19 protein-coding genes are annotated in these 17,180 nt (G+C 64.7%); 16 read left to right on the top strand and 3 right to left on the bottom strand.

Annotation, left to right across the window (positions count from 1 at the left end):
- The 11 genes from AC3XYG_RS26685 to AC3XYG_RS26635 all read left to right on the top strand — a co-directional run.
- Positions 1-217: hypothetical protein (locus tag AC3XYG_RS26685; RefSeq protein ID WP_489142907.1), on the top strand; the 217-nt coding region annotated here is incomplete at its 5' end.
- Positions 218-300: 83 nt separating this feature from the next.
- Complete coding sequence (locus tag AC3XYG_RS26680) at positions 301-1,131, top strand: substrate-binding domain-containing protein (protein ID WP_489142906.1); 831 nt, start codon at positions 301-303, stop codon at positions 1,129-1,131.
- Between the two features lie 29 nt (positions 1,132-1,160).
- Positions 1,161-2,276, top strand: coding sequence for a mandelate racemase/muconate lactonizing enzyme family protein (locus tag AC3XYG_RS26675; protein WP_489142905.1), 1,116 nt, complete (start codon positions 1,161-1,163; stop codon positions 2,274-2,276).
- A gap of 48 nt (positions 2,277-2,324) precedes the next feature.
- Entirely contained in the window at positions 2,325-3,128 is an 804-nt protein-coding gene (locus tag AC3XYG_RS26670; RefSeq protein WP_489142904.1) for an SDR family NAD(P)-dependent oxidoreductase, read from the top strand.
- Between the two features lie 16 nt (positions 3,129-3,144).
- A complete protein-coding gene (locus AC3XYG_RS26665) occupies positions 3,145-3,978 on the top strand; it encodes an amidohydrolase family protein (RefSeq protein WP_489142903.1) in 834 nt (277 codons plus the stop codon).
- 33 nt (positions 3,979-4,011) lie between these two features.
- On the top strand, positions 4,012-5,013 hold the full coding sequence (locus tag AC3XYG_RS26660; protein ID WP_489142902.1) for an ABC transporter permease: 1,002 nt from the start codon (positions 4,012-4,014) through the stop codon (positions 5,011-5,013).
- A 66-nt stretch (positions 5,014-5,079) separates the two neighbouring features.
- A complete protein-coding gene (locus tag AC3XYG_RS26655) occupies positions 5,080-6,114 on the top strand; it encodes a sugar ABC transporter substrate-binding protein (protein WP_489142901.1) in 1,035 nt (344 codons plus the stop codon).
- Positions 6,111-7,637: a sugar ABC transporter ATP-binding protein gene (locus AC3XYG_RS26650; protein WP_489142900.1), complete on the top strand. Its 1,527-nt coding sequence runs from the start codon at positions 6,111-6,113 to the stop codon at positions 7,635-7,637. The genes AC3XYG_RS26655 and AC3XYG_RS26650 overlap by 4 nt, the downstream gene beginning before the upstream one ends.
- Before the next feature lie 239 nt (positions 7,638-7,876).
- Positions 7,877-8,020: a hypothetical protein gene (locus tag AC3XYG_RS26645; protein WP_489142899.1), complete on the top strand. Its 144-nt coding sequence runs from the start codon at positions 7,877-7,879 to the stop codon at positions 8,018-8,020.
- A gap of 55 nt (positions 8,021-8,075) precedes the next feature.
- A complete protein-coding gene (locus AC3XYG_RS26640; protein WP_489142898.1) occupies positions 8,076-8,258 on the top strand; it encodes a biotin/lipoyl-containing protein in 183 nt (60 codons plus the stop codon).
- Between the two features lie 438 nt (positions 8,259-8,696).
- On the top strand, positions 8,697-9,101 hold the full coding sequence (locus AC3XYG_RS26635) for a hypothetical protein (RefSeq protein WP_489142897.1): 405 nt from the start codon (positions 8,697-8,699) through the stop codon (positions 9,099-9,101).
- Between the two features lie 96 nt (positions 9,102-9,197).
- On the opposite strand, the gene AC3XYG_RS26630 is transcribed toward AC3XYG_RS26635, so the two are convergent.
- On the bottom strand, positions 9,198-10,205 hold the full coding sequence (locus AC3XYG_RS26630; RefSeq protein WP_489142896.1) for a phytanoyl-CoA dioxygenase family protein: 1,008 nt from the start codon (positions 10,203-10,205) through the stop codon (positions 9,198-9,200).
- A 469-nt stretch (positions 10,206-10,674) separates the two neighbouring features.
- On the opposite strand from AC3XYG_RS26630, the gene AC3XYG_RS26625 reads away from it, so the two are divergent.
- The 5 genes from AC3XYG_RS26625 to AC3XYG_RS26605 all read left to right on the top strand — a co-directional run bounded on the left by AC3XYG_RS26625 (position 10,675) and on the right by AC3XYG_RS26605 (position 15,863).
- A complete protein-coding gene (locus tag AC3XYG_RS26625; RefSeq protein ID WP_489142895.1) occupies positions 10,675-11,169 on the top strand; it encodes a YcjF family protein in 495 nt (164 codons plus the stop codon).
- A 237-nt stretch (positions 11,170-11,406) separates the two neighbouring features.
- Entirely contained in the window at positions 11,407-11,670 is a 264-nt protein-coding gene (locus AC3XYG_RS26620; protein ID WP_489142894.1) for a hypothetical protein, read from the top strand.
- 65 nt (positions 11,671-11,735) lie between these two features.
- The gene (locus AC3XYG_RS26615; RefSeq protein ID WP_489142893.1) at positions 11,736-13,397 is read left to right on the top strand and encodes a cyclic peptide export ABC transporter; all 1,662 of its coding nucleotides are present in this window, start codon (positions 11,736-11,738) and stop codon (positions 13,395-13,397) included.
- Positions 13,390-14,448 carry a prohibitin family protein gene (locus AC3XYG_RS26610; RefSeq protein ID WP_489142892.1) on the top strand — a complete coding sequence of 353 codons (1,059 nt, stop codon included), beginning with the start codon at positions 13,390-13,392 and terminating at the stop codon, positions 14,446-14,448. Before AC3XYG_RS26615 ends, AC3XYG_RS26610 begins: the two co-directional genes overlap by 8 nt.
- A gap of 14 nt (positions 14,449-14,462) precedes the next feature.
- Entirely contained in the window at positions 14,463-15,863 is a 1,401-nt protein-coding gene (locus AC3XYG_RS26605; protein WP_489142891.1) for a substrate-binding domain-containing protein, read from the top strand.
- A 6-nt stretch (positions 15,864-15,869) separates the two neighbouring features.
- Here the strand turns inward: AC3XYG_RS26605 and AC3XYG_RS26600 are convergent, their stop codons facing one another.
- Both AC3XYG_RS26600 and AC3XYG_RS26595 read right to left on the bottom strand, forming a co-directional pair.
- Positions 15,870-16,544: a hypothetical protein gene (locus AC3XYG_RS26600; protein ID WP_489142890.1), complete on the bottom strand. Its 675-nt coding sequence runs from the start codon at positions 16,542-16,544 to the stop codon at positions 15,870-15,872.
- A 138-nt stretch (positions 16,545-16,682) separates the two neighbouring features.
- On the bottom strand, positions 16,683-17,180 hold a 498-nt coding region (locus tag AC3XYG_RS26595), incomplete at its 5' end, for a hypothetical protein (protein WP_489142889.1).

Genomic DNA, 17,180 nt, shown 5'->3' with positions numbered 1-17,180 from the left:
GGCGGTGAAGGCAATGGAAGGCGGCTATCTCGACGATTCCGCCCTTTGGGACACCTATGGCCACGCAGCCGAACTCGACCGCGTTCTGATCGCCATCGCCAAGGGCGAGGATCCAGGATGTGGCGACAAGGGCTGCCTCGTCAATGGCCGGATCGGCACGCCCGCGACGATCAACTCGATGGATAATATCTGGTCCAAAAAATACAACGACCAATAAAGATCCGTTCTCTTCGGAACAGATGGAGCGGAGTCATGAATTCCGGTCAGAACAAACTCAGATTCCGCTTCCTGACCATCGCGGTGAACGAGCAGTTCTTCACCGTCGTGCGCCGGGGCATGAACGATGCGGCCGCTGCGATGGATGTCGAGGCGAACCTCGCCGGCACCCCCGGCGTGGATGCCGGCGAACTGGTGCGCCTGACACGCCAGGCCATCGCCGATGGTGTCGATGGCATCGCGTTGAACATCTGCGACCCCCACGCCTTCACCGAGGTGATTGCCGAGGCCGGGGCAAAGTCCATCCCGGTGGTCGCCTTCAACATCGACGCCTCCGACGGCAAGAGCGGCAACCTCAGCTCCATCACGCAGGACTTCCACGCCGCCGGCGAAGCGTTGGGGCGGCGGGCCGCGGCCATGATCCCGAAAGGCGCCAATGTCATCATCACGGTCCATGACGAGGGCGTGAGCGCCCTGGAGGAACGCCTGGCCGGGGTCCAGGCCGGGCTGCAGCATCACGCCGTCACCTGGCAGCGCCTGTGCACGGGCCAGGATTCCGAGACGGGTGCCGGGCGTCTGCGCGAGGCGATCGCGCGCTTCCCGGTGCAGGCCCTGCTGGGGACAGGCCAGGCCGACACCGAGGCGTGTGGCCTGGCCGCGAGGTCGCTCGTGCCGTCCCGACCCTATGTCGCGGGTTTCGACCTCTCGCCCGGCATCGTGGACCTGATCGCGGACGGGTCCATCGACTGCGCCATCGACCAGCAACCCTACGCCCAGGGGTTCTACCCCGTGGTCCAGCTCGCGCTCTATCTGCGCTTCGGCTTGCTGCCCTCCTCCCTCGATGCCGGCGCCGCTGTCATCGACCGATCCAATCTCGAAGCCGTGCAACGGCTGAGCCGTCAGTCCTTGCGCTGAACACTGTCCCGAACGCCCTGAGAGCTGCCATGAAGATCAAATCGGTCGAGCCCTTCATCCTGCATGTCCCGCTCAACACGGATTCCATTTCGGACTCCACCCACACGATCACCCATTGGGGCGTCGTCGGCGCGAAGATCGTCACCGAGGACGGGCTGGAGGGCTATGGCTTCACCGGCACGCATGCGCACCTGCCCTCCGACCGGCTGATCACCGCCTGCATCTCCGAATGCTATGCGCCGATGCTGATCGGGGAGGATGCCCAGGAGGGCAACAGGCTCTGGGCAAAGCTGGCGCGCTATCCGGCCCTGCAATGGGTGGGTCGGGCCGGCGTGACCCATGTCGCCCTCGCCGCCATCGACATCGCGTTGTGGGACCTGCGCGCCAAGCAGGCGGGAGTGCCGCTGTGGAAATTGCTCGGCGGCGCCACCGTCGACAGGCTCGAGGCTTACAACACCGATATCGGCTGGCTCTCCATCCCCCGGAACAGGCTGGTCGAGGGCAGCCTGCGCTCGATCGAGCATGAGGGGTTCCGGCGCCTCAAACTCAAGGTCGGTCATGCCGATCCGATGGTCGATATCGGCCGGATCGAGGCGGTGCGGCAGGCCGTGGGGCCGAGCGTCACCATCGCCATCGACGCCAACGGCAAATGGGATCTGCCGACCTGCCAGCGCTTCTGCGCCCGGGCCGAACCTCTCGACATTTTCTGGTTCGAGGAACCGATGTGGTACGACGACATCGCCTCCCATGTTGCGCTGGCACGCTCGACCTCGATCCCGATCGCCCTTGGCGAGCAGCTCTACACAGCGGAAGCCTTCAACGCCTTCATCGCCTTGGGGGCGGTGCATTATGTGCAGCCCGACGTGACCCGCCTCGCCGGCATCACCGAATATATCCAGGTCGCCCACACCGCCCATTCGAGCCGGCTGCCGGTGGTGGCGCATGTCGGCGACATGGGCCAGGTGCATGTCCATCTCTCATACTGGCACCCGGCAACGCCAATGCTGGAATACATCCCCTGGATCAAGGATTGCTTTGCCGAACCGATCTGCGTCGAGGACGGCCACTACGTCCGCCCACAGATGCCGGGGGCCGGCTGCACGCTCACCGAAGATGCCATCGCCGCCCATTCGAAGCCCTGCTGAGCGCCAGGCCGCGCCGCCCGCAGGCCTGCAAACCGGATGAGACACCGAATGACGCACCCTTCACTGGATCGGGAATTCGAAGGCCGGACCGCCTTCGTGGTCGGCGGCAGCTCCGGCATCGGCCTGGCGTCCGCGACGCTGCTGGCCGACCGTGGCGCCAAGGTCGCCATTGTCGGTCATGCGGCAGACACGCTCTCCATTGCCGAGCAGCTTTCGGCCGACGGCAGGCGCCAAGTGATCGGTTTCCATGGCGATGCCAGCCAGGCCGACTTCGTCCGCTCGGCCATCGCCGGCACGGTCGGGCACTTCGGCGCACTCGACATCCTGATGTGCTCGGCCGCCATCCATCCCCTCGGCGATGTCCTGGAGACGGATGAAGCGACCTGGGACCGGGCTTTCGCGGTCAACGTCAAGTCGATGTACCTGACCTGCCATTACGGCGTGCCGCATCTGATCGAACGCGGCGGTGGGTCGATCATCACCGTCTCATCGGTCCAGGCGACCTCGAACACCCCCAATGTCTGCGCCTATGCGACGACCAAGGGTGCGATCATCACCTTCACCCACACGCTTGCCGTCGATCTCGCCAGGCACAGGATCCGGGCCAACACGATCTGCCCGGGCTCGATCATCACGCCGATGCAGGAGCATTTCGCCAAGGGCAATGGCGAGGGCAAGAGCGTCGAGGAGATGTACGAGATCTTCGCTCGCCCGGTGCCGCTGCAGCGGCTGGGCGAAGCCTGGGAGATCGCGGAGCTGGCCGCGTTCCTGGCCAGCCCCCGCTCCGGCTTCTGCACCGGATCGCAATTCACCGCGGATGGCGGCCTGCTCGCGGGCCTTCGCATCTTCTAGACATTCGGAGGCGACCATGCGGCGTATCGATTGCCACATGCATTTCTGGACGCTGGCGATGGAGCCCTATTACGCGCTCTGGATGTCGCCGGACCTCAAGGTGCTCTACGGCGACTATGGCCCGCGCGATGCCGGGCCGCTGATGGCGGCGAACGATGTCGAGGGCATCGTTCTCGTCTCGGCCGCGTCCTCGATCCACGAGACGGCCTACCTCCTCGGCCTGGCGGATTCGCACGAGTTCATCCGCGGCGTCGTCGCCTGGGTCGATCTGCTCGGCGAGCGCGCGGCCGAGGAACTGCGCGGCTGGGCCCGGTTCCGCAAGCTCAAGGGCATCCGCCCCTATCTGCAGGACCTGCCGGAGGATGACTGGATCCTGAAGACGGAGCTGGATCCGGTCATCGCGATGATGCTCGAACTCGGCCTGCGCTTCGATGCCCTCATCAAGCCGCGCCACATCCTCAACACCGTCCGGTTCATCGAGCACCACCCGACCCTGCCGGTGATCGTCGACCACATGGCCAAGCCGGCCATCCACGACGGCGCCTTCGAATCCTGGCGCCGCGACATGGAAGAGTTCCGCGACCTCGGGCATGTCCATTGCAAGATCTCGGGCATCCTGACCGAGGACGGCCCGGACTGGTCGCCCGCACGGCTCAGACCCTATGTCGACGCGATCATCGACATCTTCGGCCCCGACCGGCTGGTGTTCGGCAGCGACTGGCCGGTGGTCAACCTCGTCGCCGACTATGGACGCTGGATCGCGACGCTCGATGGCCTCATGGCCAACCTCACCCGCGCTGACCAGCAGAAGATATGGGCCGACAATGGCGAGCGCTTTTATGGCCTGTGACACACCACTCGTTACCGGAAATCGGATCTGACGATGGCACGTTCGCGGGATTCGGGTATCGATGGCCCCAAGCGGCGCGGCATCGCCAGCCTCGCGTTTGATGAACTCGGCATCGCGCTCGCCGTGCTGTTGTTCTGCGTTGTCGGCGCCTTCAGCAGTCCGTATTTTCTCACCATCGGCAACCTGACCGGCATCCTCCAGAACATAACCTTCCTTGGTTTTTTGAGCATCGGCGTCGGATTGACGCTGATGGCCGGTGAGATCGACATTTCGGTGGGCTCGGTGTTCGGACTCGCTTCGATCGTCACCGCGTTGCTGCTCAAGGCCGACTACTCGGTGGTCGCCGCTATTGCCGCGGGCTTGGTGACAGGTCTTGTCTGCGGTTTGATCAACGGCATCGTCGCCGAGCTCATTAAGGTTCCGGCCGTAGTCGTCACCCTGGCAACGCTCGGCATCTATCGGGCGCTGGCACTCGTCCTTGCCAATGGGTCGCCGGTCGGCGGCCTGCCGGACATCCCCGGCTTCTTCGACTGGTTTGGCCAGGGCGGCGTCGGGCAGATTTCCTACATCACGCTGCTGTTCCTTGCATCCTCCGTGATCGTTGAAATCATGCTGCGCTGGACATCTTCCGGCTTCAGGCTGCTGGCCATCGGTAGCAACCCGCACGCTGCCCATCTGATCGGCTTTCACGTCGAACGCACGCGCATTCTGCTGCTGGCCTTTTCCGGGATGATGGCCGGACTATCCGGCGTTTGCGCCGTCGCCTACCTGCAGACCGCAGGACCAACAGGCGGCACCGGCTACGAACTCTCCGTGCTCGCCGCCACGATCATCGGCGGCGTCAAGCTGACCGGCGGTCGTGGTTCGATCCTCGGCGTGCTGTTGGGCCTGTGTGTCATCGGCATCATCCAGAACCTGATCGTGCTCTGGGGTATTTCCCCGAACTGGTCGCAGGGTGTCTCCGGATTGGTGCTGATTGTCGCAATGGCGCTGACCTGGCTGACGAAGCGATCGGGTGCCAACCCGCAGGGATGAGGCACCCCGTCGAGACAGAGAAACCAGCCGGGCCCGTCTAATCAGCCCGATCCAGAGGAGGATGATATGACTGAGCACGATGCATCGAACGGCTTCGACCGGCGCCAATTTGGCAAGTTTTTGGGCCTAGCAGGCACGATCGGCGCCGCGGCGGCGATTGGTGCGCCGGCACTGGCGCAACAAGCCGATGACTGGAAGGGCTGGGTCAGCAAATTCTACGGCAAGCCGATCAGAATGGCCGTGTCCTGTGCCGGCACGACGAACCCCTACTTTGCCCCCCTCAAGGCGGGCGCGGAAGATGCAGGCGCTCAACTCGGCATCGAGATGCAATGGGGCGGCGTCCCCGACGGCAACACCATCAACCAGATTGCCCAGTTCGAGCAATTGGTGAACACAGGGTTTCAAGCGATCGTCGTTGTGGCCTTCGAGCCCGATGCCTGGATCGCACCCATCAAGAAGGCTGCGAAGGCGGGAGTGCTCGTCCTCACCGCCAACAACGACACCCCCAGGAGCGGGCGGGAGCTCTATTTCGGCCAGGATCTCGTTGCTGCTGCGGTCGCTCAGGGCGAGTTAATCGCCAAGCTCGCCGGCGGCAAGGGCAAGGTCGCCATGACCAATTGTGCCCCGGGGTCACTGGCCCTGGACCTGCGCGTCCAGGGCGCCAAGCAGGGCGTGCAGCAAGGCGGCATGGAGGCTGTCGGTGTCTACAACACCAATCCAGCCGACATGGCGAGCGAACTCGGAACCATCCAGGATATTTTCAAGGCGCATCCGGACCTCGCTGCGATGATGCCGCTCTGCGGTCCCGACACGGCCGCCGCTGGCCTGGTGCGTAAGAACCAGGGGAAGAATATCCCCATTGTGGGCACCGACCTGCTGTATCAAACGCTGGAACTGATCAGGGACGGCCATATCGACGCGACGATCGGTCAGCAGCCTTATCTCCAAGGCTATCTGCCGATTATGTATGCCTATCAGCGCGCCGTCTTGGGGGCCCCCAGGCTCGACCTGCCGGGCGGGAACTACTATCTCGCCAACGAGGTCGTCACCAAGGACAATGTCGACCAATATCTCATCCGGGAAGAGCGGTTCCGCGGATGATGGGAGATGTCGGCGCCGCGCTGCTCAGCGCGCGAAACATCAGTAAGCAGTTCGGTGAATTCCGCGCCTTGAGCGATGTCTTCCTCGAGGTGAGGGCTGGCGAGGTCCGCGGACTTCTCGGCGCCAACGGCGCCGGGAAATCCACGCTCATTGGCGTGCTGTCAGGCGCGATCCGCCCCGAAAGCGGAAGCCTGAGCGTTGCCGGGCGCGAAATTCCCCTGGGTTCCCTCTCCGCGGCACGGCAGGCTGGGATCTCGGTGGTCCATCAGGAACTCATGCTCTTCCCCGACCGGACCGTTGAAGAGAACATCTTTGCCGGCGCCCTGCCCTCCGCGCCGTTCAGCTTCATCGACGGGCACTTGCGCCGGCGGAAGGTGGAGGCGACGCTCAAGCGTGTCGGGGCGGTGATCGACCTGCGTCGCCGGATCGACGAGTTGCCGCTTTCCCATCGCCAACTTGTGGAGATCGCCCGGGCCCTCTGTTCGGGCGGCCGGGTGCTTGTCCTCGACGAACCGACCTCGGCGCTGTCGATGCCCGAGGCTGAGGGCCTGTTCTCGGCGATCCGATCCATCGTGGCGGACGACGCCGCGGTCATCTTCGTTTCGCACCGTCTCGACGAAGTTTTTGCGATCACCGATGGCATCACGGTGCTGAGGGATGGCCACGTTGCTGGCCATTGGCGTACCGCCGACGTCGATATTCCCTCGATCACCAGCGCCATGGTTGGCGAAGCTGCCGAGGCACTGAGGCCGGTTCGCAGGGCCGGCCCAGGCGGCAAGGTCATCATGGCTATCAAGGGATCGTCGGCTCGGCTGGCGCCGGTCGATCTTTCCTTGCGTGCCGGCGAGATCGTCGGTCTCGCCGGGCTGGAAGGGTCGGGCGTCTCGGCAGTCCTCGAGATGCTGGGCGGTGTCGAACGCGTTGATGGCCAGATCGACGTCGACGGCGTGCGGGTCTCCTTTCGCCATCCCAGCGAGGCCATCAATCGTGGCGTGGTCTATATGCCGCCCGATCGCAAGAGGAGCGGGGTGTGGCTCGACCGCACTGCGGCCTTCAATATCAACACGGCATCGGTCTCCCGCATGCCCAGCTTTCGATGGCTCAACCGTGGCAGGATGGATCAGGAGGCATCCGCACGCATGGCACAGGTCGGCGTGCGCATCAGCGCGCTTCGCGAATTCGCGGGCCGGCTATCCGGGGGCAATCAACAACGCCTGTTGCTCGGTCGTTGCCTGGAACTGCGTCCCAAAATCCTGCTGCTCAGCGACTTCACGCGCGGGGTCGACGTGAAGGCAAAGGCGGCGATCCATCAATTGGTACGCGAACTCGCCGACGATGGCATCGCGATCTGCCTGACCTCCTCGGATCTGGAAGAACTGCTCGATATTGCAGATCGGATCGTGTGCATGCGCGGCGGGCACGTTGTCGCGGATCGCCCAAGCTCGAGTTTGGATAAGCACACGCTACTAACGTCCGTATCGATCGCACCAGGGCCACGCCCCATGCCAATCAACGAACTGTGAACGATGCCCGTGTCTACCTCGTCGGTCTCCTGAGACCAGAAGTCTGATGGTGCAGCGGGTTGGATTGTCTTCGCATTCCGGCCCGGGGGCGACCGGTACCTGCTGATCGAGTTCGGCAACGAGATGAGAACTTCATGGCCCAAGGCTATCCCCTGGGCGCCGTCAAACCTGGCCGGGCAGACGCCGATCATCCTGGTCAATGACGGCCCGTCGATGGGCGGCTTCATCAACCCCACACCGTGCCGCAGGCCGCGTTCTGGAAGCTGGGCCAGTCGCGGCCGGGCGAGGTCTACACCTTCAAGGCTGTCTCGGTCGACGAGGCCCAGGCCATGGCCCGCCGGCTGCGGGCGCTGTGCGGCGAAGCCTCGATCGAAATCCTCTGACGACAGGGACGCAGGACCATGGCGACCGAAGTGAAGACCCTGACCGCGGACAACATTGTGGAGGGCGCTGGTCAAGCCCGGCGACGCGGTGGCGGCCGGCGACACGCTGTTCATCATGGAGGTGATGAAGATGGAGGTTCCGCACGAGGCGCCGGTTGCTGGCACCGTCGCCTCGGTCCATGTCGCCGAAGGCGCCGAGGGGCTGGACGCCGACCTCACGGTCGTCGTGATTGCCTGAACAGCCAGGACGGGACGATGATGAGATTCTGATGGGAACCGCGCTCGGCCACGACCGGCCGGTACTGCGGCGCCCAGAAACGCCCGGACGTGCTGGTGATCGGTGCGGCTTGTGGCAGGCAACTGGTCGCATTCGGATCCGCAATGGTCCAACCGGACCACTACGACCCATGCCAGCGTCGTTGAAACGCTGGCGTCCCATGGTGGATGAAGATGAGAACTATGTGTTCGCCATAGCGCTATGACGAGGCCCGCTCGATCCTGAGATCAGCGCCGCCAACACTCGTCGGTACGAAAAGTTGCTACTCGGGACAGCACGCACGCCGCATCCAAGGTCGGCACGACCTACCCCGTTTGAGGCACGACGATCAACGAGGTGCAACACGGAGCTACAAAACAACGATTCTTTCGATCGACCCAAACCAGGATTCTGCTTGCCGTGAGCGCGATCATGCTCGCGAGCTGGCGAATGGCGCGTTGGGGCCATTTCCGGCCAATGATGGCGCCTCACCAATCCGGACGCCGGCCAAATTGCCTGGAGTCGGCCCTTCTGCGCTGGCGTAGCGCCCTGGTGGCGTACCCAGAACTGGACATCGATTTCGGCTCCCCGAAGCGGCCGCGGTCGCGGCTCCGCCAGGAGGCTGGACCGACCGGGTTCGAGGTGGATCGGCTGGTCGCGGATCTGGGAGGTCCAATACCTCGGGAAAGCATTGGCGGCCAGTGCGGCTTTCCCAAGTTGGGCGACGAGGCCCTTTCCGGCCATCTCAACTTCAACAACCGCCCTGAGTCATCGACCAACGGAATTGGTGCCACTCTATTATTCAAGTATTATATAGGTATTTGATTTTCCATAATAAGCGCCAAGGACCCGTCGAGGCTGGCACCGCCTGTGCCGGCCTGCCTTCGTGAAGGAGTACTTTCGGCGTTCCGTCGAGATTGCTCAATGCAAGAGCAGTTGCTCTCTTGGAAGAGGTTCCAGTGGGGTGGCGTCGCGACTGACGAGAAAGTGGGGGCGGATGGATCGTGTCGCCACGTTCGTCACCGGACAGTATGTGATGAACAGGATATTGCGAGGATAGGGTGACAAGTTCGGTGGCGAGCAATGGGCCGTCTGACTGTGAAAGAGGAGAATCGTGCCAACCGGACCTTGCGCCGCCGCCATTCCGTTGTCGCGCGCAAGCCGCGCGATCTGCTGGGGTGCGATTGTGTATTTCAGGTTGGTTCCGACGAAGGAGTGCAGATCCTCCGGTTCATCAACTGCGCTACCTGCCGACGTGCCCTCGCCGGCGTTATAGTTTTCGATATGAGATTTCGGAACAAAATACATCGGACCGTTGAATTCGCTGACTTCAGTGAGAAATAAGCCGAAGGTCACGGCGTCGGGTCGTTGCAGGCCGTCCTCCTGGCCCCAAAAGACATAATCGTTGTGCCATGGCCATGCTTCGCCGCAAAAGGCCGACTTCATATTTATCTTGAATTGATATACATAGACACTCTCATTGAATATGACTTCCGCCGTCCTCCGGAAAATGGCGAGCCGCGTCAGATCCGACAAGGTCGCACTGTGAAGATGGTCACCGTGTCGACCCCGCACTGCATTTCCGTGGCTCTCCAGGACTGTTCCTTCATTCTGAGGAAGGGCATCTATCGCTTGCGCGATAGTGGTCATATCGTCGACCGATAAGGCGCATGGCACGGTAACAACGCCGTTGCGGTTGAAAATGGTCAGGTCACGATCACTAAGCATTGCAGCCTCCTTAGATCCGCGCATATGTCGATGAACCATGTATTGGATGGTCGGCCGAATCAGAAACCGGTCGCGTTCCGCCCCTCCAAGATCCGCCGGCAGCCCTCCGGCACTGGGATCCCTACGGCACCGATCCGCCGCGACGCTGAAGTTGAAGGGCAGGCCGAATTTCGCTGTGCCGGTGCCGATCCCCTGCGGCACGACTGCTTCTTGGCATAGGACCGCTAACCCATTCCAATATAACGTTGCCTGATAAAAATCCTCGATATTGCTCAAATTTGAGCAATATTATAAAATTCCGTATTCACCATACTATACGAATTCAGTATCTTCCCGAAAGCTACTAAATCACATCTGTCTGTCAATCGGCGCGCAAGATCGCGTCGGCAGGACGAACGATCACTTCGTTTTTGCCGACCTCAGCCCCCTCGCCGCCCAGCACCGGCCTGATCGCCAGACTTTCCTGACCGTCGGACTCTGCAGCAAGCCGCGCGCCAGGAGGTCCATGGTGGAGACGTGCCCGGTCCCCGCATCGCTATTCAGGGCTGGGGCATCATTCGGTGCTGTTTCGTTGCGATCCTGGCAATGACCCGGTATCTTGTTCGTATTGATGTAAGCATTTGTGAGCCAGCGGTGCGGCCCACGTTGATCCCTGACTTTGGAGAGCATCATGGATGCAGCTGAACAGAAGCCTTCGCTGGAATTCGAGGCTTCGCAAATCGTCAATTCCTACATGGGCTGGTCGGCGGGCGCCGGGCTGATACCGCTCCCGGGCGTCGACCTGGCCGCGATTTCCGGCGTCCAGCTGAAGATGGTTCACTCGCTGTCGAAGCTCTATGGCCTGCCGTTCTCGCGCGACGCCGCGAAGTCGGTCATCGGCGCCCTCGTCGGCGGCGGCGGCGCCGTGGTCCTGAGCGCCCCAATAAGCAGCCTGATCAAGGCCGTTCCCATCGTCGGCCAGATCGCCGGCACACTGACGCAGCCTGCGCTCGCGGCAGCGACCACTTACGCCCTGGGCAAGGTTTTCATCCAGCATTTCGAGACCGGCGGCAACCTGCTGAATTTCAACGCCAACGACCTGCGCGACTATTACGCCGAGCAGCTCGCCGCGGCGCGCGAAGCCAAGCCGGCCACGGCCCAGGCCAGCGCGGCCACGGCCGACTGACGTCCGGTTCCGGCGACCCCGAGTCGTCGGCGCTGTCGAAGTGTCATAGGATCGGCGTTCCCAAAGCCGGGGCGCCGCAGGTTTGGTGGGGTGGGCTCGCGGCCACGAGGGTGCCGGCCTTGCTTGGTCGCGCATGCGATCGACGGAGGCCGTCGGCGATCCATCCGGATCCCCTCAGCCTTCGCTAGGATGCCCGGGAGCCGCCCCGGTCCGGGCATCGGTGGGGAAGAGTGGATCATGACCATTATCATCTACCTCGCCCTCTGCGTCGTGGTGGGGTTCGCGGGGCGCAGGCGCTCGATCGGGTTCGCCGGTTATGTCTTGCTGTCGCTGCTGCTGACGCCGATCGTGCCCCTGTTCTTCCTGCTCGCCACCCAGAAGCGGTTCGTCGAGCAGGAAACTGCGATGCGCCTCTACCAGGCCTATTGCCGGCGCTGCGGCAGCGGAGCGGCTACGGCTGATACGATCCGCACCTGCAATCGCTGCGGGGCACCGCTCTGATGCCGGCGCTGTCGCGCCGACCGCGCCTCCGGGCCTAGACGCATCGTCCAGCTGGACCGGAGAGCATGCCCCTCATCACCATTCTTCGCTCGATCGCCGCGCGCAACCTGCGACGGATCGCGCTGATGGCGATCGTCGCCGGATTGAGCAACGCAGCGATCCTGGCGCTGATCAACATGGCCGCCGACCCCCAGTCCAACAACAGCGGCGACGGCGGCGGCACCGCGGTCCTGGCGCTGATGTTCGTCGGGGTGGTCCTCCTGTACACCTTCTCACAGCGCTTCCTGATGTTCGAGGCGGCAAGGGAGGTCGAGTCCCTGATCCACCGCATCCGCACGCGCCTGGTCGAGGCGGTGCGGCACAGCGAGCTCGCCGACATCGAGCACATCGGCCGAACCCGGATCTACAACGGCCTGGGCAAGGAGATCCAGACGCTGGCCCAGTCCAGCGCGACGCTCGCCCTGATCTTTCAGATGTCCATGCTGGTGCTGTTCACCATGGCCTATCTGGCGTACCTGTCGATGACCGCGTTCCTGCTCGCGGTCGGGTTCGTCGGCGTGGCGATCGTGCTCTATCTCGGCCGGGCGAGGCACGCGAGCAAGGCGGTCCAGGACGCCACCGAGGCGGAGTACGGGCTGGACGTGCTGATGACCGGTATCCTTGACGGGTTCAAGGAGGCCAAGCTCAACGCCCGGCGCAGCGGCGAACTGGTCGAGGACCTGGTGAAGGCCTCGTTGCAGGCCTCCGACTTGCGCATCAAGGCCCATCTCGGCTTCGCCCAGAACCTGATCTTCTCGCAGAACATCTTCTTCCTGCTGCTGGGAACGATGGTCTTCGTCGTGCCGGCCTTGAGCAGCGCCACCGCCTACAGCGACACGCTGCTGAAGACGACGACGGTGATCCTGTTCATCATCGGGCCGCTCGGCGGGCTGGTCGGATCCGTGCCGATCCTGGCCAACGCCAACACGGCGGCCACCCATCTCCTTGAGCTCGAACGCCTGCTGGAGAAGTCGGCCGGGCCGAGGGAGGACTGGGACGGCCAGGCCGCCAGCCCGGCACCGTCGTTCCAGCGGATCGAGCTGCGCGGCGTGACCTTCCATTTCGAGGAAACCCCGGGGCAGTATGCCTTCCAGGTCGGCCCCATCGACCTCACGATCCGGGCTGGCGAGACGATCTTCATCTCCGGCGGCAACGGCTCAGGGAAGTCGACCCTGCTGCGGCTGCTGACGACGCTGTACCTGCCGCAGCAAGGCACCATCTCCGTCGACGGCCGGCCGGTGACCCACGCCAACGCCGTGTCTTACCGGGCCTTGTTTTCGGCGGTCTTCTCGGACTTCCACCTGTTCAAACGGACTTATGGGGTCGACCCGGACGCCGTGGCGGAGGTCGACGAGCTGCTGCGGCTGTTCGAGATCGACGCCAAGACCGGCGTCGCCGGCGACACATTCACGACGGTCGACCTCTCCGCCGGCCAGCGCAAGCGGCTGGCGCTAATCGTGGCGATGCTGGAGCGCCGCCCGATCTGCATCCTCGACGAATGGGCGGCCGATCAGGACCCGATTTTCCGGCAGAAGTTCTACGATGAGCTGCTGCGAATGCTGAAGGATCGCGGCATCACGGTCATCGCGGTCACGCATGACGACCGCTACTACGATCGCGCGGACAGGCGGCTGCACATGGAAGAAGGCAGGATCGTGAGCGTTGGACAGGAGAACGCCCGTGCTTAAGCGCGCCTGGCTTCGCATCCGACGCTACCTGTTCGAGCACGGGCCCGAGGCCGCGGTGTTCGTGGTGATCTTCGCCATCCTGGCGGTCGTGCTGCTGCCACGGATGGTCTTCACCATCCCGTCCGGGCATGTCGGCGTGCTGTGGAAGCGCTTCGGCGGGACGGTGCTGGATCACACGATCGGCGAGGGGATTGCGATCATCCTGCCCTGGGACAGGATCTACATCTACGACCTGCGGCTGCAGCTAATCGACCGCGATTTCGACGTGCTGTCGACGGACGGCTTGAAGGTCACAGTCAACATCGCCTACCGCTTCCAGCTGATCGCGGACAAGGTGCCGCTGCTGCACAAGACCGTCGGCGAAAACTATGCCGACGTGCTGCTGACCGCGGCGATCGGCGCCCGCGCCCGCGACATTTTGGGACAGAACACGCCGGAGGAGATCTATTCGTACCGACGCGCCGAGGTGCAGACCGAGATCCTGAAGGAGATGCAGCAGAGCCTGCTGCAACCGCTCGTCCCGCCCGGGTCCGCCACTCAGGCGCCAAGCGGCTTCATCGAGATCGAGGACGTCTTCATCCGGTCGATCAAGCTGCCGCCCACGGTCGAGGAGGCGATCGACCGCAAGAACCAGATGCAGCAGCGCAGCCTGGAATATGACTATCGCCTGCTGCTCGAGGCGAAGGAGAGCGAGCGAAAGCGCATCGAAGCGCGCGGCATCAAGGAATTCCAAGACATCGTCTCGCAAGGGATCACCGAAGGCTATCTCAGGTGGCGCGGCATCGATGCGACCCAGGCTCTCGCCAACTCGCCGAACAGCAAGATCGTCGTGAGCGGCGGCGGCAAGGACGGGCTGCCGATCATCCTCGGCAACACCGACAACCCAGCCGTGGTCGCGCCGCCCCCCGCCGGGACGAGTTCGCCGGCGACATCGGGAGCATCGATCGTCGTGCCATCGTCACCCGCGGCGCAGGCCCCGCCCCCGCCCGCCGCCGCCGATCAAGCCGGTTCGACGGATCTGCTTCCGCGCGATCCGCTCAACGCCCACTAGACCGGGGCGCATGAATGACGAAGGGCGCCAGGACGGAGTTCGACCGCAGACGCGGCGTCAGGTTCGTCGCAGCGGTGCTGCTGCTTGCCATCGGCTGGATCGGCGGCACCGGCCTGGGTCGGGCGGCCGGGACGCCCCCAGCCGACGCGGACGGAGAGACCGATCAGGTCCTGCTGCGGCTGGGCGGGGATGAGATCATAGCGATGACCATCGCCACGCCGCTCGCCCGGAGCTTCCTGGAACGGAAGGGCGCCCATGCCATCGGCATCATCCCGGCGCCGCCGCCCTGGACCACCGAGATCTCCGGACGCATGGGGAACGGCAATCGGGTGTCGATCCTGGTTCGCGTCGCGTCGACCGAGGAGGCGTTCCGCCTGCTCAATGCCGGCGAGATCGACATCGCCATGGCCGGGCGACAACCCTCGTCGCAGGAGGCCGGCGCCATGCCGATGCTCGGTCATCAGGATGGCTCGAACGACGCCGCCGCCGCGATCGCGCGCGCCGCCGCCTTGATCGCGGTCCATCCCGGCAATCCGGTCGGGACGCTGAGCTTCCGGCAGCTCCACGACATCTATGCTGGGACGGTGACGGATTGGGCCGAACTCGGCGGCAGGCCGGGCCCGATCCATGCGCTCACCCGGCAGGAAGGATCGACGACGCGCCAGCTGTTCGACAGCGTCGTCCTGGGATCGACGCCGGTGGCGACCACGGTCCGCCAGTTCGCCACCTTCGAGGAGATGCGGTCAGTCGTGGCAGGCGACCCGAACGCAATCGGCTACTTCGTGGTTCCCGAGGTGCTGAAGACGGTGCGCGTCACCGTCGGCGAGGACACCAAGGTGTCCCCGCCGGACAGCTACCAGCTGACCAGCGGCGACTATCCCCTGAGCCAGATACTGTACCTCTACCGCGACCCCCGGGGCGCCAATGCCGACGTCTCGGCCTTCTTCGATCAGGCGCTCGAGGTGTCGTCCCAGTTCACCATCACCTCCGCCGGGCTGTCGGAGCTGAGCCCGACCCTGATCCTGCCGAGCGGCGAGCGTCGCAGTTCCGGGCGCTACGAGGAATTGACCCGCAACGCCCTGCGCATCAGCACGACGATCCGATTCGACGACGGCACGACGATGGTGGACGGCACGGCCAGCAACGACCTCGACCTTCTGGCACGGTATCTCCGCATGCTGCAGGTGCGTGGCGACCATCTCGTGCACATCGCCTTCTCCGAGGGAAGTGGCGATCCGGTCGTAGACGAGCGGGTCTCACGCCAGCTCGGCGAGATCGTCGCGACGGAACTGCGGCGTCGGCTGGTTGCGCCCGGCGACGTCGTCGCGCTCGGCGCGCAGAGGCCGCTCGTCGAGGACGATACGCCGGTCGGGCGCAGGATCAATCGTCGCGTGGAGACCTGGATCCGGCCCTGATGCTGCTCAGGAGGGCTGCGATGCCACGTCGGCCCCCGCCATCAGTGCCAGCGCGTCGAGCCCGGCGACCGTGACGCTGTCGGTCCGCGCCACCAGCGTCCGGCCGTCGCGCAGCCGCAGGTTGAGCATCCGCTGCCCGGGATGCAGCAGCCGGAGGCCGGCGCCCAGCGCCACCCCCACCGGTCCGATGACGGACCCGACGGTCCAGGCCCAGCCGGTGGCGCTCAGCAGGCGCTGCTCCTGGCGGTCCGGCCAGCCCAGCACCGCTACGACCTCGGCGTCGAGGATGACCTGTTCCCCGCCCGGCGCGACGAAACCGAAACGTCCGTCCGGCCCGAGGCGGCGGATCCGGACGAGGCCGACGCCGAAGTCGCCACCGAGCAGTTCGAGCCGTCCGCCCGCCACGAGCTTCATCCGCTCGGCAGGGGTGCCACGGGGTCTGCCGCCCAGGGTTTTCCGGGCCACGTCCGTCAGCGTCGAGACCATCGCGCGGCCGCGGTCGGCGACCGTCCGGGTCGGGCCGGGCGCGTCCGCGGTGGCGGCCGCCGGTTCGACGGCCACGCCGGCCGGCTGGTCGAGCTTGACGGCCACGCCGGCCGGCCGGTCGAGCTTGACGGCCTTGCCGGTCGGCCGATCGGGCTCGCCGAGCGGATCGTTCTGGATGGTGCTGCGCTTCGCCATGGCGGTTTCCCCAACTCAAGTCGTTCATTCAAGGCATCGCGACAATCTCGGCCGCGGGCGCGGGGCCGTCGCCGGCTTTGCGGCACCGCCCTCGTGGTTGGCGATCGCGATGACACGCAAGTCCATCATGGGGCAGCCTCAATTCACCACGGTGGTCACGGTGTTGGACACGGGCAGGGCATTCAGCGATGTGCTGAGCGCCACCAGCCGGCGCAGCAGGGTGAAGATGCTGATCGTGGACGTCGCCTGCATCGGGATGCTGTACCGCGTGCCACGATAGACCACGGAGACGAAGTCGTCTGCGCTGGCCGAGTCCGTGTTGACGACGAACAGCCGGTCGGCCAAGGCGCTCGATCCGGGCGACCTGGCGTCGGGGGTGATGAGTTCGACCGCCGTGCCGTTCTTCGTCAGCGCGCCGAGGAAATGGATGATGTCGAGGGTCGAGCGGGCATAGATCCTGACCTCCGTGGTGCCGTGCGAATCCGCGGATGCGCCGCCCTGCCGGGTGAAGCTGACCGGGTCCGCCGCCGACGATGCGCCCGGTGCCGCCGCCCTGACCGTGTCGCAGCCCGGTCCGGGGGCAGCCGAAGCCCGCCCGCCCCCCGATGCCAGCGAGGGATCGAAGCACATCACGGC

Source organism: Inquilinus sp., assembly GCF_057815775.1.
This window is presented reverse-complemented; position numbering and strand designations above follow the sequence as displayed.